Origin of the sequence: Blautia coccoides, from assembly GCF_034355335.1 — a bacterium.
GTDB classification, from domain to species: Bacteria; Bacillota; Clostridia; order Lachnospirales; family Lachnospiraceae; genus Blautia; species Blautia producta.
On sequence record NZ_CP136422.1, the window covers coordinates 2,490,635 to 2,511,504 of the forward strand.

At 45.9% G+C, this 20,870-nt stretch carries 19 protein-coding genes, 2 pseudogenes and 1 CRISPR repeat array; of the genes and pseudogenes, 17 read left to right on the forward strand and 4 right to left on the reverse strand.

The window, feature by feature from the left end; translation table 11 throughout:
• Positions 1-10 precede the first annotated feature (10 nt).
• Genes BLCOC_RS11055 through BLCOC_RS11070 form a run of 4 tightly spaced genes read left to right on the forward strand, consistent with a single transcriptional unit; the run spans position 11 to position 4,246 of the window.
• Positions 11-1,387, forward strand: coding sequence for a CapA family protein (locus tag BLCOC_RS11055; protein WP_115625307.1), 1,377 nt, complete (start codon positions 11-13; stop codon positions 1,385-1,387).
• Positions 1,377-2,789 (forward strand): M20 family metallopeptidase, encoded by a 1,413-nt coding sequence (locus BLCOC_RS11060; protein ID WP_115625308.1) that lies wholly within the window; start codon positions 1,377-1,379, stop codon positions 2,787-2,789. Before BLCOC_RS11055 ends, BLCOC_RS11060 begins: the two co-directional genes overlap by 11 nt.
• Before the next feature lie 16 nt (positions 2,790-2,805).
• Positions 2,806-3,522: a DUF5058 family protein gene (locus tag BLCOC_RS11065; RefSeq protein WP_018596038.1), complete on the forward strand. Its 717-nt coding sequence runs from the start codon at positions 2,806-2,808 to the stop codon at positions 3,520-3,522.
• 13 nt (positions 3,523-3,535) lie between these two features.
• A complete protein-coding gene (locus tag BLCOC_RS11070) occupies positions 3,536-4,246 on the forward strand; it encodes a hypothetical protein (protein WP_018596039.1) in 711 nt (236 codons plus the stop codon).
• A gap of 112 nt (positions 4,247-4,358) precedes the next feature.
• Here the strand turns inward: BLCOC_RS11070 and BLCOC_RS11075 are convergent, their stop codons facing one another.
• Positions 4,359-5,021: a helix-turn-helix transcriptional regulator gene (locus tag BLCOC_RS11075; protein ID WP_018596040.1), complete on the reverse strand. Its 663-nt coding sequence runs from the start codon at positions 5,019-5,021 to the stop codon at positions 4,359-4,361.
• Between the two features lie 174 nt (positions 5,022-5,195).
• Between BLCOC_RS11075 and BLCOC_RS11080 the strand changes: the two genes are divergently transcribed.
• From BLCOC_RS11080 to BLCOC_RS27565, 8 genes and pseudogenes are all read left to right on the forward strand, one after another.
• The gene (locus BLCOC_RS11080; protein ID WP_018596041.1) at positions 5,196-5,567 is read left to right on the forward strand and encodes a RidA family protein; all 372 of its coding nucleotides are present in this window, start codon (positions 5,196-5,198) and stop codon (positions 5,565-5,567) included.
• Positions 5,568-5,604: 37 nt separating this feature from the next.
• A complete protein-coding gene (locus BLCOC_RS11085; RefSeq protein ID WP_162149839.1) occupies positions 5,605-6,570 on the forward strand; it encodes a 1-aminocyclopropane-1-carboxylate deaminase/D-cysteine desulfhydrase in 966 nt (321 codons plus the stop codon).
• 21 nt (positions 6,571-6,591) lie between these two features.
• Entirely contained in the window at positions 6,592-8,022 is a 1,431-nt protein-coding gene (locus BLCOC_RS11090; RefSeq protein WP_018596043.1) for a Na+/H+ antiporter NhaC family protein, read from the forward strand.
• 136 nt (positions 8,023-8,158) lie between these two features.
• A complete protein-coding gene (locus tag BLCOC_RS11095; RefSeq protein ID WP_018596044.1) occupies positions 8,159-8,557 on the forward strand; it encodes an SRPBCC family protein in 399 nt (132 codons plus the stop codon).
• Between the two features lies 1 nt (position 8,558).
• Positions 8,559-9,110 (forward strand): GNAT family N-acetyltransferase, encoded by a 552-nt coding sequence (locus tag BLCOC_RS11100; protein WP_115625309.1) that lies wholly within the window; start codon positions 8,559-8,561, stop codon positions 9,108-9,110.
• Between the two features lie 15 nt (positions 9,111-9,125).
• Positions 9,126-9,878 carry a GNAT family N-acetyltransferase gene (locus BLCOC_RS11105; RefSeq protein ID WP_018596046.1) on the forward strand — a complete coding sequence of 251 codons (753 nt, stop codon included), beginning with the start codon at positions 9,126-9,128 and terminating at the stop codon, positions 9,876-9,878.
• Between the two features lie 13 nt (positions 9,879-9,891).
• Positions 9,892-10,302 carry a hypothetical protein gene (locus BLCOC_RS11110; RefSeq protein ID WP_322255276.1) on the forward strand — a complete coding sequence of 137 codons (411 nt, stop codon included), beginning with the start codon at positions 9,892-9,894 and terminating at the stop codon, positions 10,300-10,302.
• A gap of 29 nt (positions 10,303-10,331) precedes the next feature.
• Positions 10,332-10,415: pseudogene (locus tag BLCOC_RS27565) on the forward strand (DUF6783 domain-containing protein); the annotation flags it as partial.
• On the opposite strand, the pseudogene BLCOC_RS27570 reads toward BLCOC_RS27565, so the two are convergent.
• Both BLCOC_RS27570 and BLCOC_RS11125 read right to left on the reverse strand, forming a co-directional pair.
• A pseudogene (locus BLCOC_RS27570) lies at positions 10,392-10,484 on the reverse strand (DUF6783 domain-containing protein); the annotation flags it as partial. The pseudogenes BLCOC_RS27565 and BLCOC_RS27570 overlap by 24 nt on opposite strands.
• A 216-nt stretch (positions 10,485-10,700) precedes the next feature.
• Positions 10,701-12,476, reverse strand: coding sequence for an IS1634 family transposase (locus BLCOC_RS11125; RefSeq protein ID WP_115623156.1), 1,776 nt, complete (start codon positions 12,474-12,476; stop codon positions 10,701-10,703).
• Positions 12,477-12,852: 376 nt separating this feature from the next.
• Positions 12,853-13,410: direct repeats of the CRISPR family, unit length 32 nt; unit sequence GTCTCTGGCTTTGTGCCGGAGTGAATTGAAAT.
• A 101-nt stretch (positions 13,411-13,511) separates the two neighbouring features.
• Between BLCOC_RS11125 and BLCOC_RS11130 the strand changes: the two genes are divergently transcribed.
• On the forward strand, positions 13,512-14,108 hold the full coding sequence (locus BLCOC_RS11130) for a GNAT family N-acetyltransferase (RefSeq protein WP_115625310.1): 597 nt from the start codon (positions 13,512-13,514) through the stop codon (positions 14,106-14,108).
• Here the strand turns inward: BLCOC_RS11130 and BLCOC_RS11135 are convergent.
• Positions 14,063-15,622, reverse strand: a complete 1,560-nt coding sequence (locus BLCOC_RS11135; RefSeq protein ID WP_165907332.1) for a PucR family transcriptional regulator — start codon at positions 15,620-15,622, stop codon at positions 14,063-14,065. The genes BLCOC_RS11130 and BLCOC_RS11135 overlap by 46 nt on opposite strands.
• Positions 15,623-15,848: 226 nt before the next feature.
• On the opposite strand from BLCOC_RS11135, the gene BLCOC_RS11140 reads away from it, so the two are divergent.
• The 4 genes from BLCOC_RS11140 to BLCOC_RS11155 all read left to right on the forward strand — a co-directional run bounded on the left by BLCOC_RS11140 (position 15,849) and on the right by BLCOC_RS11155 (position 20,695).
• The gene (locus tag BLCOC_RS11140; RefSeq protein ID WP_115625312.1) at positions 15,849-16,838 is read left to right on the forward strand and encodes a uroporphyrinogen decarboxylase family protein; all 990 of its coding nucleotides are present in this window, start codon (positions 15,849-15,851) and stop codon (positions 16,836-16,838) included.
• Between the two features lie 313 nt (positions 16,839-17,151).
• The gene (locus BLCOC_RS11145; RefSeq protein WP_018596050.1) at positions 17,152-17,745 is read left to right on the forward strand and encodes a TetR/AcrR family transcriptional regulator; all 594 of its coding nucleotides are present in this window, start codon (positions 17,152-17,154) and stop codon (positions 17,743-17,745) included.
• A complete protein-coding gene (locus BLCOC_RS11150; protein WP_115625313.1) occupies positions 17,742-18,443 on the forward strand; it encodes an ABC transporter ATP-binding protein in 702 nt (233 codons plus the stop codon). Before BLCOC_RS11145 ends, BLCOC_RS11150 begins: the two co-directional genes overlap by 4 nt.
• Positions 18,437-20,695, forward strand: a complete 2,259-nt coding sequence (locus tag BLCOC_RS11155) for an ABC transporter permease (RefSeq protein ID WP_115625314.1) — start codon at positions 18,437-18,439, stop codon at positions 20,693-20,695. The genes BLCOC_RS11150 and BLCOC_RS11155 overlap by 7 nt, the downstream gene beginning before the upstream one ends.
• The last annotated feature ends 175 nt before the right edge of the window (positions 20,696-20,870 follow it).

The window sequence follows — 20,870 nt, forward strand, 5'->3', positions numbered from 1 at the left end:
AGGAGGGAAAATGAAATATAAAACATCAAAACCCATTCAGTGGCTTGCCAGGGCAGCCAGTGTAGTGATGTGGGATCAGTTCAGGTACCCGCAGCCGGTAAAGGATGTGTATGATGTGGCAGACAACACATTTGAGAAACTGAAATGGGCATACCGCTGCTGGGTGCACCAGCTTGAGACGGCAGAAAAGCATTCGGGGATCGAGGCGTATTTTTCTGAACATAGAATGGAATTCTCCCTGCCGGAGGATTTTCAGGTTCAGACAGAAATCTCCCTGTCAGCAGCAGGGGATCTGATGGCTGTGGACTGCCTGACCTATGAAAATACGCCCCATCTGTTTGATGAAATTGCAGATTTTTATTTTGGCGCTGACATTACCTGTGCCAATCTGGAATCCACAGTCTATGACAAAGCACCTCTGGGCAGGAATCAGGTGATGGGAATGCCTGCGAAAATGAATACTTCTGAGTCCATGCTGGACCGTTTCTGGCAGGGAGGAGCAGGCATTAATTATTTTTCCACTGCCAATAACCATTGCTTTGATTACGGCGAGGAAGGTCTGTACACAACCCTGGACAATTTAAAAAGGAGAGGATGCTTTCATTCCGGTACCAACCGCAACAGCAGGGAACAGGAGGATGTGCTGATCATAGAGAAGAACGGCATACGCATTGCTATGCTGTCTTACACTTTTGATATGAATGGGAATCACTATGATAACAAAGCGCTGATCAATGAGGTCAGATTTAATGACAGAGAACCTGATTTTTCACTGGTAAAACGCCATATAAAGAGGGCAGAAGAAAAAGGCGCGGATGTGATCGTGGCCTCTGTTCACTGGGGTTGGGAATTTGAACTGTATCCTCATAAAAACATCATAGAGGCCGGTCACAAACTGGCAGACATGGGGATTGATGTGATAATCGGGGGACATCCCCATGTGTGTCAGCAGATGGAAAACTATAAGGGAAGTCTTATCCTGTACTCCATGGGTGATTTTGTGAGCTATCATCCCCTTACAAAAGACTCCAAGCTTACCTATGTGGTAAAGTTCAGGATCGCCAAGGGATATGAAAAAGGCAGTACAGACTGCACCTGCCGTATACATGACTTCCGGCTTCTTCCTGTCTATATACTTGCTGAGGAGAAACAGGATGAAAGCTATGACTGCAGACTGGTACCCTTTGAACGGGTATTATTTGATGAAAAAACAAACGGAGCTTTTCAGTATGGCCTTGACCCGAAAGAGCGCAGGGATCTGCCAAGGCTTTGGAACAAAGTTTTGATGAAAATACTTCTTCCCGCCAATGGAGAGGATTTGCTTGTAAAAAAAGAAAAAGAGAAAAGGCCCGGTGCCGGAAACGAGAGGATATCTTATGAAATATGAAATGCTTGACAAACTGCTGGAGGAAAAAAGGGCAGTATTTGAAAATATCAGTGACAGGATCTGGGAGTTTGCGGAGACACGTTTTCAGGAAAAGCAGTCCGCCGGGCTGCAAATGGAGACTTTGCGCACAGAGGGCTTTGACATTGAGGAGGGAATCGGGAGAATAGAGACCGCATTTTGTGCAAAGTTTGGTTCCGGACACCCTGTGATCGGCATATTGGGAGAATATGATGCCCTTCCCGGAATGTCCCAGAAAGCGGATGTGACCGAAAAAATGCCTGAAAAAGAAGGGGCACCCGGGCATGGCTGCGGGCATCATCTTCTGGGCACCGGAGGTATGGAAGCTGCCGTGGCGGTAAAAGATTATCTCATGAAAAACCCAATGGACGGCACTGTGATCTACTATGGCTGTCCCGGTGAGGAAGGCGGAGCCGGCAAAGCTTTTATGGTGAGGGAGGGCTGTTTTGATGCATGTGACATCTGCCTGGCCTGGCATCCCTATTCTGCCAATTTCAGCTCCATCTCCACGCTGGCAAATGCCCGGATCTTCTTTGACTTCCATGGTGTGAGCGCACATGCGGCGGCGGCACCGCATTTGGGCAGAAGCGCTCTGGATGCGGTGGAGCTGATGAATGTGGGGGTCAATTATCTGAGAGAGCACATGATACCCGAGGCGCGGGTACACTATGCAGTGACCAATTCAGGCGGGGAGGCTCCCAATGTGGTTCCGGCTTATGCCCAGGTACTTTATTCCGTCCGTGCGCCGGGAACTGAGGAGCTGCATAAGCTGATCAAAAGGGTCAGCAAGGTGGCAGAGGGTGCTGCCATGATGACAGAGACAAAGGTGGAGATCCGAGTGGTGAGTGCCTATTCGGATGTCCTGCAGAATAAGACACTGGACCAGTTGGTGTTCAGCCATATCCGGGAAATCTATCCGTTGAAATATACGGAGGAGGAGATGGTCTGCGCAGAGAAATTCCATAAGGTGGGAGACCCCGGTGACTGGAAGACATACCAGGGGCTTGCGAAACAGTTTTATGGGGAAAAGGGAAATGCGTTTTTCCGGGGAGCCATGGCGGATACCATATTTCCTCCGGTTCCTGTCAAGATGGGCTCTACCGATGTGGGTGACGTGAGCTGGACAGTGCCGACTGCCTGGTTTGGAAGTGCCTGTTACGCCCTGGGAACCCCTGCCCATTCCTGGCTGGCAGTGGCCCAGGGAAAATCGGGGATCGCAAAAAGAGGTATGGAGGCTGCGGCTTCGGTCATTGCCAGAACAACACTGGATATAATGGAAAATCCCCAAATAGCCAAAAAAGCCAGGGAAGATATGGAAAAGGCTAAGAACGGATTTGAGTATCACAGCGTGATCCCGGCTGAAGTACAGGCAGGGGCATTTTGAGAGAGGGGGAAATATTTTGAACAAACAGTATTCTTTTGTGGCAAACAGCAGTGTCATGTTTTTTATATGCGGACTGGCTATTCTTGTGGTTCTTGTCCAGGCAGCTATCTTTTTCAGGGCAGCATGGAAGGAGGCCATCCGCATTGGATTCACAAAAGCGGATCTTCTGAAGGTGGTAAAGAGCAGCACCGTATTTTCCATTGTGCCGTCACTTCCGATCATCATCAGCTATATGATCTTACTGCCGGCCCTCGGGAAATACTTTCCCTGGCTTCGGTTAAGCGTTATCGGTTCCGCCACCTATGAGACTATGGCGGCTAATATGGCAGTCACCTCTTATGGGTTCAGCAGCCTTGGAAGCGCTGATTTTTCCCCAGATGTGTTCGGGTCTATAATGTGGGTGGTGACACTAGGAGTATTTTTATCCAGTATGTCTGCGCTGGTCCTGAAAAAGTATGATAAAAAAATGCAGAGTATCACCACAAATAAAAAATCTTTTGGAGCGCTGGTACCCAACATTATGTTTTTGGGTATGATGGCAACCCTGGCAGCCCCTTATCTTGTGGATGTGAAAAATGTGGTCTCTCTCTCCACCATAGCGGTGTCTGCTGTGGTCATGGTACTAATGGACAGGATGTCAAAGCGATGGAAGCAGCTAAAGGAATTTGCGTTTTCAATCAGTATGATATCCGGTATGGCAATGGCCTGTCTGGTGACAAGTCTGATCAAATAGGAGGAACACAGATATGAAAAAAATGAAATCCTCCCCGCAGGAGGGGAATTCCTTTAACAATCGCATACATAACCTGGGAATCACCACAACACTGATCGTGTGGGCGTTTTTTCTGCTGGTGCCCATATCGGTCTGCGCCGTATTCAAACTGAATATCAATGTGAAGGAAATGCTCGTGGTGGCAGCGCCCATTGCGCTTATCTTCATGATCACAGGTATCTGCGAGAAATTGTCCATGGCGCCTATCATCGGGCCGGGAGCCGTATATCTGGCTTCTTCCACGGGAAATATCCAGAATATGAAGCTCCCGGCAGCGTTAAATGCCATGCGCATTATGGATTGTGAAGAAGGGAGCGAGAAGGGACGTGTGGTATCCATTCTGGCTGTTGCCACATCCTCCTTTGTCACTACCGTCATTGTATTTTGCGGAATGCTGTTTTTAGCGCCCATCATGACGCCGCTTCTTACAAATCCGGTGGTAAGTCCGGCCTTTGACAATATCTTTCCCGCACTTGTGGGACCGCTTGTGATTCCGGTACTTATGAAGAATTTGAAAGTAGCTGTGGTTCCCTTTGCGCTGGCTATGTGTCTTGCTGTGGTCTGCGGGGCTTTTTACTCCACCATTCAGAGTATTCTTATGGCAGCGGTGATCCTGGTATCTCTGGGGATATTTGGTACTGTTTACAAAAGGAATGAGAAAAAGAAGACAGAGGTTCTGGAATAGAACAGAGAGCATAATAGAATAGAGGGTATAATAGAAGTGCCGGGCAGAAAAGCAAAAGTTTCTGTCCGGCACTTTTTGATTACATGACAGCAGGCAGATATGGAAAGGTTCTTTATGTATTATTTTCCTTTTCCAGATTCCGCAGGTGGAGATAAACAGTATTTTTTGAAATGCCGAGGCTTTCCGATACTTTAATAACAGCGTCTTTCATATTGAAGATGCCTTTTTCGTACAGGAGATGGATGATCTCCTTATTTTTATTGGTGGTGGAGATCATGGGGTTGGCGTATACCTTGTTCTTGGCCTCGTCCAGAGCGGAGGTGATCAGGTCATCTACGTTGTCACTGAAGGTCTCTGTCACACCGGGGACGATGCTGCTTGCCGGGGTAAAGCTTGCCAGAATGCTGGCAAAGGAGACCTCTGTGTGAAAATTGATGCAGAGAAGGCCGATGATCCGTTTCTTTTCCCCAAGGATTGGGATAGTGGCGGATTTTAAGGTGTTGCCGTTCTTTTTGTTAAAATAGCAAAGAGCAGCCGGCTCTTTTTTCTGACGGATATTATCCAGCATTTTTAAAGCCAGATCTGTGATAGGGGCGCCCTCCACACGTCCGGTGTAGTGGCCGTTAATGATCTTTATGACAGAGTGTTCCAGATTCTCCAGGCTGTGAAGAATCAGTTCGTATCCGTCTCCTAAATATTCTGCAAGTCCGTCCAGGACTGTCTTATATGATTCTAAAATCGCTTTGTCTGTTTCTGTAAGGATAAGGTAATTCATGGTAAGATCCTCCTTTTTCCTATTATAACTTTTTTGCAGGGGAAACGCAACCTGGACTGAAAAATATTTCATTCAAAATCGTAAAAGAATGAAAAAATATCTATTGACTAAAAAATAGTTTAGTGATATACTCTTTAATATGATAAAACGACAGAGAAATGGGGGACTGAAATTATGGAAATTATCAGTACAGAAAAGGCACCGGCTGCAATCGGCCCATATTCACAGGGAATGAGGATAAGTGGACTTTTGTTTACTTCAGGACAGATTCCCATTGACCCGGCTACCGGAGAGGTAGTGGAGGCAGAGATCACCGCTCAGGCAAAGCAGTCTATTGAAAATGTGGGTCAGGTGCTTGCAGCAGGGGGAAGCAGTTTTGAAAAAGTGATCAAGACCACCTGTTTTCTTGCAGACATGAAGGATTTTGCCGCTTTTAATGAGGTTTATGCAAAATACTTTACCACCAATCCTGCCCGTTCCTGTGTTGCAGTGAAGACGCTGCCAAAGGGGGTACTCTGTGAAGTTGAGGTGATCGCTGAGCGTTAGAAAGGGGGAAAGAAGCATGCGTCCGCTGGAGACTTTTTTGGAGAAGACAGAACGTGTACCGCTGATGCCGGCACCCACACCGCTTCACCGCCTGCACAGGCTGGAGGAGCAATGGGGCTGCAGAGACATTTATATCAAACGTGATGATATGACAGGTATCGGCCCCGGGGGCAATAAGATTAGAAGCCTGGAATACATACTGGGAGAGGCAGTAAAAGAAGGAAGCAGAGTGATCCTGGCTGCAGGACCCGCCCAATCCAATCTATGTACTCTGACTGCTGCGGCCTGCGCTAAGCTGGGACTGGACTGTGAGTTGGTCCACAATGGAGCAGAGCCGGAGAAAAAAGAGGGCAATCTTTTGCTGAACCAGATCCTCGGAGTGAAATCCCATTTCCTAGGAGAAGTGGACTCAGATGTCCGCAATGCTTTTGTGGAAGAGCTTTTTGAAAAATACCGCAAAGAGGGGAGAAATCCCTATGTGGTGAGAAATGGCGCGACCACAGGAAGAGGTGCTCTGGGTTATACGGCAGCAGTACCGGAGCTTATGAAGCAGTGCAGGGAGCAGGGCATCAGCGGCATGACCATTTTTGCACCGGGCGGAAATGGCGGCGTGGCAGCAGGGCTGGTGTATGGAAATGCAGTTATGGGGAATCCCTTCCGTATCGTTATCGTAAGTGTGGAGGATGACAGAGAAAACCTGAGAAAACACATTGCGGATACTGTGGGGGAAGTGGAGGCCATAACGGGAATACCCGCAGGGAAACCTGTGGAAGAGCTCTGCAGTATTGAGGATGGTTTCCGGGGACAGGGCTGGGGTGTGAATACCAGCGAGAGTGCCCGGGAAATCTTTGAATTTGCCAGGGCAGAGGGTATTTTTATTGAAAATATCTATAACAGTAAAGTTCTGGTCGGCATGAGGGACTGGCTGGAAAAGGGAAAGACAAAAGGGCCTGTCTGCTATCTGCATACAGGAGGTTTTGGCTCTTTGTTTGCCCAGTATTGACATGAAAGAGGAGGGACTATTATGGATTACGGTTTTTTGACATTAATTCCGCCAATCATTGCCATTGCATTTGCCATCGCGTTTCGGAAGGTGGCGCTTGCTCTGCTGATTGGTATCTTTTCAGGAGAACTGATCCTGTGCGGATGGAATCCCATCACCGCTGTAAATGAGATGGTGAACCAGATTTTGAGCGTATGCGCAGATACCGGTAACCTGAAAACATTTCTGTTCACCACATTGATGGGCGCATTTGTTATTCTGGTGCGTGTGTCAGGCGGCGTCAATGGCTTTGTGACGTATCTGACAGAGCAGGGCAATAAGGTAAAAAGTAAAAAAATGGCTATGATGATCGCCTATATCATCGGTATCATTATTTTCATTGACGGTCTTTTAAGTATCATGTTCACCGGCGTTGTGACAAGACCACTGATCGACAAATATAAAGTTTCCAGAGAAAAACTGGCTTATATCTGTGACTCCACATCAGCTCCCATCAATGCCATTATTCCGCTGAACTCCTGGGGCGCTATGCTCATGGGACTCATCGGGGCAGAGATCACTGCAGGCGTGATCACCGGAGACCCCATGAATCTTCTGATCCGCAGCCTTCCGTTCCAGTTCTACAGTATTGTATCTCTGGTTATGGTATTGTTCTATATACTAAGCGGAAAAGACTGGGGACCCATGAAAAAGGCTGAGGAACGTGTGCGTACTACAGGTAAGCTGTATGACGACGGCGTTGTTCCTCTGCTAAACGACAGTGAAGGATTTGATGAGCTGGTAGAGCAGGGAAAAGAGAATAAATGGAACATGATGCTTCCTCTTATCGTACTGATCGGCGGAACCTTCACCGGCCTGCTTATCACAGGAAAAGGAAACATCACACAGGGTGACGGAACTACTTCCATCCTCTATGCAGTTACCATTACACTGCTTGTTATGGGTGTGCTCTATACAAGGCAGAAGATCATGACCGGAAAACAGTTTGGGGATTATGTGCTGAGAGGTGTCAGCAATATGCTCACGCTTGTTATCCTGCTGGTACTGGCATTCGCAATCGGCGGTGTGATCAAGACATTGGGTACAGGTACCTTCCTTGCAAGCCTGATCGGAGGAAGGATCAGCGGTGCTTTCGGACCTGCTATCATATTCCTTCTGGGCGCAGTTATGGCATTCAGCACAGGTACAAGCTGGGGAACTTTCTCCATCATGATGCCAATTGCCATTCCTATGGCAGTTGCTATGGATTCCAATATTCTGCTGGCTATCGGAGCGGTTGTCTCAGGCGGTATTTTTGGAGATCACTGTTCTCCTATTTCAGATACAACGATCCTGTCCTCCATGTCCGTGGGCACAGACCTGTTCTCCCATGTGAAGACACAGCTTCCCTATGCGCTGGTGACAGCGTCGATTGCCACAGTGCTGTATATTGTGTGCGGTCTGGTGATGTGATCTTGTACTAAAATATTTCGGCGTCTGCCATCCGGAAAACGGAGGCAGACGCTTTTTTTTGTGGGAAAACCAGTTCTGATTTGACAAGGAGGACGGCAGGCGGTAGACTGGTAAAAAAGTGTAAACGGAGGCAGATATGGCAAAAGCAAATATGAAGATCCACCTGTCCGCCAGCGCGGAACAGGTTTGGAAGGTGATCACGGATAATAAGAATTACAACTGGCGCAGTGATCTGAGCAGGATCGAAGAGATGGGTGACGGAAAGACTTTTGTGGAGTATACAAAAAACGGATATCCAACCACCTTTACCATCACCAGGAAGGTGCCGTTTAGCCGGTATGAATTTGATATGGAAAATGAAAATATGAGGGGCCATTGGACTGGTCTGCTTCGGGAGAGCGGAAACGGAACGGAGATAGATTTTACAGAAGAAGTGGAGATGAAGAAACCATTTATGAAATTTGCTGCAAATATGTATCTGAAAAAGCAGCAGAAAAAGTACGCGGAAGATCTGAAAAAAGAGCTGGGAGTATAGAATGACAGAGGAGCAGATATCTATCAGGGACAGAATAGAGATTCCGGGAGAAAAATATGTGTGCCCCACAGTTATGGGGAAAGTTGTTTTGCGGATGGCAGACCGGGAGGAGACGCAAGCTCTTACGGAGATAAGAATGGCATATCTGAAGGATGAGCATGGAGAATTGGAACACGGAACTGCGGAGGTCATACGCAGACAACTGCCGGGATATTTTGCGCGGCATCTGGGGCGTGACCTTCATGTGTTCGTGGCTGTGGATGCGCAGGGGGAAATGGCGTCGTCCGCTTTTTTGCTGGTGACAGAGCGTCCGGCAAAGCCTGACTGTATCAGCGGTAAAAATGGAACGGTGCTCAATGTTTATACAGAGCCTGCTTACAGAAGACAGGGAATCGCCGGGCAGCTTATGGAGATGCTGCTGAAAAAAGCAGAGAAAATGGACCTAAGCTATGTGGATCTGAAAGCAACAAAAGAGGGGTATGGGCTTTATAAGAAATTGGGATTTGAGGATGGAGAGGCAATCTACACTGATATGAGGTATAGGATCGGATAGGATAGGGAGGTATAGATGGATAAGATAGAAATGATGGCAGTTGTCAAAGGGCATCTGGCGGATTTTTTAGAATGCGAAACAGAGATTTTTGAACAGAGAGGTCTTGTATTCCATAATGCAGGGAAAAGGGCAGAGGGGTATCAGAATCCATTTTTCCAAGTCATCAGTCTTGGGGAGACCATTGTTGCGGCGGTGTCACCGTCTGTCCGGCCAATTGCCAAAAAGCTGCTGACCGGGAAAAGCCGGGAGGAGATTTTTGAATGTCCTCTTCTTTATGGGCAGTCGATCTATTACATACCGGACGCAAAAGGGAACCGGAGAACAGAGCTTTTGCCGGGATATACATACAGGGAGCTGGAAGGGGACGCACTGGGACAGCTTCTGGGGATAAAAGGATTTGACAATTCCCTGATGTTTGATGAGAGGGGCAGAACAGGTACACATATAGTATTTTACGCGGAGAGGAACGGGGAGATCGCAGGGCTTGCCGGAGCGTCCATAGAATCTGACAGAGTTTGGGAAATTGGTGTGGATGTGATGGAAAAGTATCGTAAGGGTGGACTGGCATCTGTGCTTGTAAATCATCTGATGCATGATATTCTGGAAAGAGATATCCTTCCTATCTACTGCGCGGCCTCCTCAAACGCAGCGTCCCAGGCTGCTGCATTTCGGGCAGGGTTTCAGCCGTGCTGGATAAGTACCTATAAGAATATATTGGACGGCAGTTCCGGGTATGATGAGCTGGTGCGGAGACTGTATGCAGAATAGAAGGGATTCAGTTATGGAGTACGGGAAATATTCGGAGGTCATCAGAGAGCAGACAGACAGGGCCTTGTGGGAAGTTGGAAATGTGATGGCGTGTATTCCGGACGCGATTTGGGAAAAGGAATATTGCGGAATGCCTTTGTGGAAACATGTGTATCATATGCTGCATTCTCTGGATTTATGGTTTATAAATCCAGATGATACGGAGTACAAAGAACCGGAAATTCATGTGAAAGATTTAAATAATCTGGATGTGGTTACTAAAAAAACACTTTCTCGTAAAGAAGTAAGCGTCTATTTCGGGGATGTGGAGAAGAAAATTAAGGATTATACCGGGAGACTGGAGGATGAAGAACTGTTACTGAGACCGGAAGGGTGTAAGTATACGCGATTTAACACAGGCATTTGCACACCCATATGGGGATGATAATGGGATTTATAACAGCGGAGACAGGCATGTGGCCCAGAGTGTGTTTGAAAATTCATTCCGACAATCTGCATGCCCCACTTTGCGGTATATTTGCCCCCAATTCGGTCAACGTAGCCCGCTACGCCTCCCTCATCAGGGTCAAAGACGCACAGCTTGCCGAAAGCAATTTTTAAACACACTCTAGAGCCCTGGGACTAGAAGGAGAATTCCCGGACGGGGAATATCAAAAATATTTTTGAGAAGAGTATCCTTTGGGGTGGGAATAGGAGAAAATGTTTCTGGAATAATTGAAGGGAGGGTGTTATAATCCCATCTTTGACAGCTAAAATCCGTAGAATGCCTTAAACAAGGCTTCCTACGGATTTTTTAGTAGTTAAAAATGTAGCTATATATTATTACTTTTTCTTCTTGGATGTACGTATTACTTTACGCATATTTACATCGGTTATGATCTGATAATCCGTACGGAAACCTGCTGATTCATGCAGGGCATCCGTGAGATCTGTTCTTGTATATACAGGAGTGTAACCCATCTTTTCGCCGGGACGGGCCATAACCATACTTTTCAGTGTGCTCAGGATTTCCTCGCAGGTATATTTTTCATCCAGCTTCTTTTCAAGTGTCCGGTATACTACAAGGGCGATAAAGCATGTGATGAAATGGGCACGGATGTGGTCTTCTGTCTGAAGATATACAGGACGGGCCCTGAAGCCGGTCTTCATAATCCGGAAACATTCCTCAATCTCCCAGCGTTTCTTATTGATTCTTACAATCTCATCTACTCCCATGTCGTTAAGGTTCGTACATACGGCATAGAAACCATCATAGCGTTCCTCTTCCTGAATGGCATCTGTATTCAGGTAAACCCTCTCTTCGGAGCAGATTTCCCCGTCTTTCGTTGCTTTATCTCTGGATATAAACCGGTGGGGATCATTCTGGTTTTTGGGCCGTTGCTTGTAGTTCCCGCTGTCAATAAGCTGCAGGGCCCGTTCCACCTGCCCGTTCCTGATTTTCCTCTGGTAGTTTTTATATTTCAATGAAAATGAAATGATCAGGTGCTGTTCTAAAGGTTTTGTACCGCTTTTGATTTTCCTTTGGGAAAGGTCTTCTTTGATCCAGCGGTCTTTGTAAAAAATCTTATTGTAATCTCTGGTTTCATCAATCTCATCAAGACTGAAAGACTTGTCAGAACCTGCAAGATGCCATCCGGCCGGATCAAGTGCGAAATCTTTGAGGTATCCGGGAAGCTGTTTGACGGACTGTGTGGTAATAAAGCTGCGGATCTGTACCCCGCCAAGTGTCCTGTCATTGAACTTCCTGTTTGTTTTTGAAGAAAGCCCGGCATCCGTGCAGACAACAACCTGTCCAAGGCCATAATCCTGGAGCACCTTCTTCTCCAAGGGCTTCAGGGTGGGCTGCTCATTCTGGTTTCCGGGATAAATATCGAAGGCCAGTGGAATCCCGTCATAATCCATAAATAACCCCATGCCCACGATAGGAAGAGGCTGGTGTTGTTTACTTTTTCCGTACCGGCGCAGGTCATCGGCCTCTTCCAGTTCAAAGAAGTAATTCGTGCAGTCATAGTAAAGGATATCCTTTCTGCGTTCTATGGCTTTTTGGCTGTTTTTGTAAAGCTGTGCCTGTATAAAATCGTTCTCTTCTGAAAGGACAGAAAGCGCGCGGTAGATATCATGAAGTTCAAAGGTTGGCTGTTCTACGAATTTGGCAGCCTGTTTATTGGAAGAGAGCTTTGAAGAGGGGAAAAGTATTCTGGTATAAATAAGTTTTGAGAGGACATCATTCAGGTCATATTCAAAAGAATGACGGGATGAGATATCCCTGCAGATCTTATCCAGTCCCAGACTATAGTAAATGCTCTGTAGAAAGAGGTAGCCGCAGTTGAAAAGTTTTTGCTCCCCCTTTTTGAGAAGCCTGGAAGGGGAATAGCTGACAATGATCTCTTTGTTTTCATCATACTCCCTGCGGTTCAATTCGTTGACGTACTCCTGTGCCCACACGTAGGGATCTTTTCCGCCAGCCTTAGCGGTAACTTCTGTTAGGTTTCCGAGTTTTTCCACGGTTATCGTAGTCACGCTGCCGTTGGGTTTCCGAATCGTTTTTTGGACATAAAAGGATGCAGAATTTTTCGATTTGCTGACTGTAAGTTTCATGTTGCTCACCTCCTGCCCTTATTATATCATATATAGCCATAAATAGCTACAACTAAATGGATAAAATTTGACAAAAAAATACAGGCTTTATGCGGCCTGCAGGTGTTTTTCTTTTGTTCAGCTGTCAAACTTCCGAGTATCCTTTGGGGTGGGAATAGGAGAAAATGTTTCTGGAATAATTGAAGGGAGGGTGTTATAATAAAACAATACAGGGTAGTGCGAAAGGTAAGTGAACATAAATATATGGAGGGATTCGCACTGATAAAAGAATGGTTTGTGATTTGTTTTGGTAATGGGATTAGGGGATGTAAGTGGAAAATTGGATATTTTGTATAAAAATGGTGATTAATAATGGGAGTGTTTGGATAAAATTGCCGTCTCTGGCTTTGTGCCGGAGTGAATTGAAATTGTATTTTCTACTTATACATGGAAAAAGATTGAGGTCTCTGGCTTTGTGCCGGAGTGAATTGAAATCATATCCAGTATACACAGATAATAAATCAATACGTCTCTGGCTTTGTGCCGGAGTGAATTGAAATATAAAATTCCCAGGCTTTTCGCGCGAGGCCGGCTGTCTCTGGCTTTGTGCCGGAGTGAATTGAAATTGCCTTGCTTTCACAATATTATTTGCGACATCACGTCTCTGGCTTTGTGCCGGAGTGAATTGAAATTCTGATGCAGTTATAGCATTCTGCACAGAGATTCGTCTCTGGCTTTGTGCCGGAGTGAATTGAAATAGCAAAAGCAGGAGGCGCAGAGGTATCAGACTCCGGTCTCTGGCTTTGTGCCGGAGTGAATTGAAATATTATTATCAATATAGCAGATGCAAAGATACTAGTCTCTGGCTTTGTGCCGGAGTGGATTGAAATTTTGACGGATTTCACAAAGTTCTCAGGGGCCTTGTCTCTAGCTTTGCGCTGGGGTGGATTGAAATCTGCTGAAGCTGGGGAAAAACATTTTCAGCCAGGTCTCCAGCTTCGCACTGGAGTATAAGCACAAAAATCACTACAAGCACAAAACACAGGAGATACCCATATGATATACCTGGAAACAGAACGTCTCATCTTACGGGATTACACAGAGAACGATGCAGAAGAGTACAGCAGACTTATGGCTGATGATCAGGTGATGTATTATCTTCGGGATATTCAACACCATTCCAGAGAGGAATCGGAAGAGAATTTTAGAAATATCCTTCTGGATATGCGGGAGAAGGACAGGCAAAGATATTTTCTTCATATACAGAAAAAAGATACAGGAGAACAGATTGGAAGCATTGGTTATACGGTCACGGATACAACTCCGGCAGGAAAACTGGTGCATCTGGGATATTTTACATATCCGAAATACTGGGGTTGCGGTTATGTGACTGAGGCGCTTGAAAAGGTAATGGAATTTGCTTTTTCCCAGGATGGTGTATACCGCATCACCACCGGATGCCTCAGAGAAAACCGAGGCTCCGAGCGTGTTATGCAGAAATGCGGAATGATAAGAGAGGCAGAACATGTGGACTATGAGTGGCATGACGGCAAAATGAAAACACGCATGGAATATCGCATGTTGAAGAGTGATTGGGAGAAAATGCGTCAGGATTCCACTGGACTTAATCCAAGCAAATCCACAAAAGTATAGGACATCATAATGAACAGCCTTGTATTGGCGTCATCCAGATTGGTATGGATGATGCCATTTATTTTTTTCAGTCTCTGATACAGGGTATTTCTGTGGATATAAAGTTTCTGTGCAGTGAGAACCGCATTGCCTCCCAGCTCCAGATAAGTCCTTAAAGTCTCCAGAAGGTTTGTTTTATTCTTTAAGTCATGGATATAAAGCTGGACTACACCGGGATGGCACAGATGCCTTCCGTCGATCCGGCTTGTACCGTAATGCATAAAATAATGCAGCACATAGTCCTCAAAATCATAGCACCACTCATGGGGGCTATATTTTTCACCCATCTCCAAAGCCCCCAATGTCTGCTTATAATAGCTGGAAAAAGTGCTGAAATCAAAGAAGACGTAACTGATGCCGGCGTGAAACAGCCCTTCCCGGAGGAAAATAGAGAGCTTATGGACCGCATCCGCCTTTGATAGACGTGCATGGTCCAGATTGATGACAGTGAGCAGGTTGTCCTCAAAATAAAAGGCAAAGCTCTCCGCAACCTGTTTTTCAATATTGACGCAGATATTGTTGTATATGGAATTGATTTTGTCAAAACGGTTTGTCTGAAAAGTTACCAGAAGATAGTTATCCCCGTTTTTCCAATTCATAGCCAAAAGATAGCGGTCTATCACAGCCTGTTCGATCTGCGTGTCGTACAGAAGTTCCTTTAAAAAATCTTCAAATCTCAGAGAATGTCCCGAGCTTAAATGATTTCTCCCCAGAGCAAGACGCAGGATTCCCGCAAAATATAGAGCAAGCTGCCGATGCACCAGGGTAAGAGGGCGGTCTGTCTCCATGACGGCTGCTGTCAAAGGAGAAGTATTTCCCTCCACAGGGACAAAAAGTGTATTATAGGCAAAATATTCGTCTGAAACAAAACAGATATCAGAGGAGGCGGAAGATCGGCGGTATTCCGGTGAAGTCTTTATGGCATTGACCATATCAATGGAGAGCATTTTTGAATCAGACCATTTGTCACAGACCAGTTCCAGCTTCTTGAGGCGTGAATCAGCTTCCCCTAAAATACAGTAATTCTTATCGAAAAGAATGAGAGGATTGCCGAAAAGTTCTTCCCCGATTTTTAGTATTTCCTGGAGCGGGGCGTTTTTCATGACCGCAGAAGTGAGCCGCGCATGGATCGCCTGGTATTTTAGGAAAACCGAATTGAGCGCATTAAACATATCGCTGAATGTGCAGTGTGCATTCTCTGCGTTCAGCACAAGGATATCTGCATCGAATGCATTCAGCATATCTTCATCAGCGTTTCCAATCACAGCCAGTGTGATGCCGGAAGGACAAAAAAAGGTTTCTGTTATGGTGTCAGCACTGACGGCATAACAGATCTCCGGTGACAGGGTTGTTTGCGGTTCATACAGGCCGGCACCCTGCAAGTTGTGTTTGACCGTATCTGATTTTTGTCTGCCTGCCCGCCTGGGGGAAAGAGCAGATAATTCTTCTGCGATGATATCCAGATTTATTTTCATATGAATGCACTCCTTTGTCAAAATCTTATTATTTATGAGGATATTTGTCAAGAAAAAGAATGGGCAGAGTGCATATAAGGACTGGAAAAATAGATACAGTCTGAACATTTTCTGAAAACATGGATTGTTATACAATAGAACTATGAAAATGTCCGTAACACGTAACGATTTAGCCGAAGCGCGGAATAGTTACCGTAAAGAAAGAGATGAAGGAGGAAATAATAATATGAATCTGCGGGAAAATGCAATGGCAATTTATAACAGGGAGCAGCCGGATTTTTATGGTGATCTGATGGACGCCATCGTGCTTGTTCCGGATCCTGTGCTTATGGGGGACATGTGTCCTCAGGATGGGTTGGAGCATAAGGATTCCTGGGGAACAGTCTATATCTTTAAACCAGGCGCGCCCGGCCCCCATCCAAGGGTAAATAAGGAAAATGCAGTTATCAAAGATATTGAAAAGTGGGAAGAGCAGCTCACGGTGCCGGATTTGGAACATTTGGACTGGACTCTTGTGAAAGAGGAAGCGGCAAAAGTAGACAGAAAAGAAAAATTTGTGGGATTTATGTGTGCCGGCGGTCTGTTTGAGCGCTCCCATCATCTGATGGGGATGGAAGAGGCGCTGGTGAATTATCTGGAATATCCGGATGAAATGGCAGGGCTGCTCCGGGTGATCGCAGACTATAAAATGAAATATATCAAAATGGTTGCGGAGCAGATACATCCGGATATCATTTTTTATCACGATGACTGGGGTTCCAAACAAAACGTTTTTCTTCCGCCAAGGGTATGGCGGGAAATTATCAAGCCTCTGCAAAAAGAGATTGCGGATACCATTCATGCCTGTGGTATGATATATATGCATCATGCAGACTGTATCTGTCAGCCGATCGTAACGGATATGGTGGAAATCGGAGTGGATATCTGGCAGGGGGCAATCGCACAGAACGATATCGTGGAGATCCAGAGAGTGACAGAGGGAAAGCTTGCCATGGTTGGAGGTATTGACGGCCCGAAAGTGGATATTGAGAATATCACGGAGGAAGAAATCCGGGCAGAAGTCAGAAGAGCCATTGATACCTATTGTCCTGGAGGAAGATTTTATCCGTCCATACCAAACGGAATCTGTTTCCGGGAGTGGAATAACAGCATAGTTATGGACGAACTGCATTCCTATGGAAGAAAATATGCCCAGGAACATCCTGTTGTGAAATGACAGCACTGTGCATATAAAGATCCCGGCACAGTAAAAGTATGCAGAACGTTTATTTACGGTCAGCGCAGTAAATGCGCAGACCTACTGAATAGTTACCAATAACATTCTAATAAGGCGGCAGTTTTGAGGATAATTCAAAGCTGCCGTCTTATTTTTTGGACAAAAATGGGATGTGGTTCGTATATTTATCAGTTAAAATATATCTGGTTTCTATAAGAAAAATGAACAGCCGTTAAGTTTTGATTTTTATAGGCATCAGGTTCTTGTAACCGCATGAAAAAGCAGATATCATATTTGCAGGAGGTGACAGGGCGTGCAGACGAAAAAAGACGAAATCAGGAAGACCATATTAGAGGCAGCACAGAAGGAATTTCTCATTCACGGGTATGAGGGGGCTTCTATGCGCACAATTGCAAAAAAAGCCAACACAACCCTGGGAAATATATATCACTATTATGAAAACAAAGAAGCCATTCTGGAAGAACTTATGCGGGAGCCTGTCGAAAAGGTGAAGAAAATGATAGACGACCATATGAAATTGCAGGATGAGCTGTTCACAATGTCAGAGATGCAGGAATTTCTGGATGATTTGGATAATCTGATGGATTATCATGAGATGCAGTGTCTCATGGACGAGAGGCTTGTGATATTATTTGACTTAAGGACAACACGCTTTGTGAAGATCAGGGATGATGCCATACATAAATTTAAACAGCATTTGGCATGGCATCTGGGGATGGATGACGATGATTCCGCTTATGTGGATATCATTATGAATACATTTATCGCCTGCGTGCGCCACGTATTATCAGAGCACAAAGGGACAGAGGAGTCTAAAAAAGAATTTGTCAAGGTATTTAAAGTATTGTGTGCTGGCGTTTTGAGTAACGGAAAAGAGGAAAAATGAAAATAGTAGAGCTGAAGCATGTGAGCAGATATTATAAGGCAGGACAGCAAAAGAATTATGCACTGAAAAAAGTTTCTTTTGACATTGAGGAGGGAGAATTTGTAGTCATACTGGGCGCCAGCGGCGCGGGAAAATCCACCATGCTCAACCTGCTTGGGGGGATTGACCGGGCAGATGAGGGGGAGATACTGGTTGCCGGGGAGGATATCGCAAAGCTGTCTGAAAAAGAACTTTCAAAATACCGGGCTAAGAGGGTTGGATTTGTCTTTCAGTTTTATAATTTGATCCCAACCCTGACAGTAAAGGAAAATGTGGAGCTTATGCGTGAACTGAAAAAAGATGCGCTTGAAGCCGGTGAGGCACTTCGGAAAATTGGACTTAGCGGGCATGAAAAAAAGTTTCCGGAACAGCTTTCCGGAGGAGAGCAGCAGAGGGTATCTATCGCAAGAGCTATCGCAAAAAACCCGGATATCCTTCTCTGCGACGAACCCACCGGGGCACTGGATTCAGAGACTGGCTGCATGGTTCTTTCAGAGCTGCAGAAATTGTGCAGGTCAGAGGGGAAAACTGTGCTTGTGGTCACTCATAATGCAAATATTGCAAGGGCGGCTGACAGAGTGATACATATCAGGAGCGGAGAGATAAAAAGCATAGAATGCTGCGATGATCCGTGTAGTGTGGAAGAGGTGGAATGGTGATACTTGTTAGAAAGATGCTGCGAGATATCAGAAAAAATAAAGTGCAGTTTGCCGCTGTCTTTCTCATGATGTTCTTCGGATGTTTTCTGTATTCGGGTATTACGGGAGAGTGGGGCGGACTTAAAAAGCATTTTGAGGACTATATCCGGTCGCAGAATCTGGCGGATGTCTGGGCATATGATACAGCTTTTACAAAAGAAGAACTGGAGAAGCTGGAACAGGATACCAGAGTGACAGAAGCGGAGGGAAGAATGGCAGTTCCCATGGGAATACAGGGACAAGAAGACGCCTCTCTCGACTGTATTTTTGCAAAAGACAACAGAATATCAAAGCTGTATATAAGAGAGGGGATACCCTTTGACAGTAGTAAAAAAGGTATTTGGCTGGACGCGTCATTTGCGGAAGAAAATAATCTAAAGGTCGGAGACAGACTGACTCTTACCTATCAAGGTTTGGAGATCACAGGAGAGATAGTAGGTCTGGCAGACAGTCCGGAATACATCTATGGAGTCCGGGACGGCAGCATGATGCCTGAGCACAGACTTTACGGATTTGCATGGATAAGTCCCCGGCTTCTGCCGTCTGAGGAACTTTATTCTGTAAATCAGGCTGCTGTTAAAACAAAAGAAAAACAGAGCACAAAACTGCTGCGGGAAATACTTGAAAATCCGGATCTGACAGTGCTGGAGGCGAAAAAACATCCCACAGTTTCCATGGTACAGGACGAGATCAAACAGCATAAAACCATTGGTTCTGCATTTTCCTCCGCGTTTTTAATGATCGCAGTGATGATCGTCATGACCACAATGCACAGGATGCTGAGGAATCAGAGAACACAGATTGGAATCCTAAAGGCATTTGGCTTTAGCAGACTAAAACTGTTGATCCATTACCTGTCCCACAGCGGTACCATATGCTTCTGTGGTGCCCTTGCAGGCTGTGTTCTGGGCTGCAGAGTGATGCCGGGAATCATCTATCCGTTTATGAAAGAAATATATGTGCTGCCGGAATGGGGCGGATATCTTCCGCCGGTTTATCTGCTGCTGCCGGTTATCTGTGTCCTTTTTTGTATTACAGTCAGTCTGGTTATATGCAGAAAATATCTGAAAGGAAATGCATCCGAATGTCTTTACAGGGAGGAAAGCGGAAGAAGGACTGTCTCTCTGCCTGAAATATGCAGACACCTTCCCTTTTCCAGCCGCTGGAATCTTCGTGATGTGGAGAGAAACCGGCTGCGCAGCTTTATGACCCTGTGCGGTATTTTGGGATGTACAGCGCTGCTGTTCTGCGCTTTTGCGCTGTTTGATACCTTTCAGAACCTGTCTGAATGGACTTTCACAAAACAGCAGGGCTATGAGTGTAAAATTACAAATCTGCCGGATACAGAAGGGCAAAGAGTATTGCTTTCGCGTACGGAGGGGGAGTATTTGATGGAGACATCCGCGGTTATAAAGGATGGCAAAAAAGAAAAGGAGGTCAGCCTTACGGTCCCGGAGAGTACAAAATATATAAAACTGGCGGGCAGCCTGGATGATTTTGTGGGGATTGGTGACGGCATAGCTCTTTCAAAGAAAACCGCTGACAGTATGGGCCTGAAAACAGGGGATACAGTGACCTGGAAACAGGCCGGGGAAAAGGGATGGAGGGACTCGAAAGTGGAGGCAGTCATCCGCACCCCTCTCAGCCAGGGAATCACGATCATGAAAAGTTCTTTTGAAAAAGAACAGGGCGTCTTTGTGCCCACCGGGATCATCGGAAAGGAACCGGCCCGGGGATTCGCAGGTTATGAAAAAGAGTGCAGTATTACCCATCAAAGTGATCTGACAAAGGGGATAGACGCCATGATGGAAGGGATGATCATGATGATCGTCCTGCTGGTATTGGGTGCCGTGATCCTGGGAGGCGTCATGCTGTATAACCTGGGCGTGCTGTCTTATCTGGAGCGCGGCCGGGAGTTCGCCACTATGAAGGTTCTGGGATTTGCCGATATGAAAATACGCAGTGTCATGGTGGAACAGAACGTGTGGCTTTCCGCTGCAGGTATCCTGCTTGGACTTCCCGCCGGATATGGACTCCTGATATATATGCTGTCAACCATACCAGAGTCTATGGATGTGCCCATATTTATAAAAGGAATGTCCTGGATTTTCAGCGCAGCCGGGCCTTTGGCACTCTCCTGGTTGATCAGTCTGGCAGTATCGCGGAAGATTCCGCATATAAATATGGTGGAGGCGTTAAAGGCAAAAGAATAGAATAAAGAAGTGACAAAAAGGAAGCAGATATTTATTTTCTGCTTCCTTTTTCACTATTATATTACCACAAAAAGGGGCTTTTTTCAAGGCTTGTAATGGAAATACTGGGGCTGTATAATGAGCGTTACAATTCACAGGTACAGGGAATGTGACAATGTGAATGCAGAGATGGAAT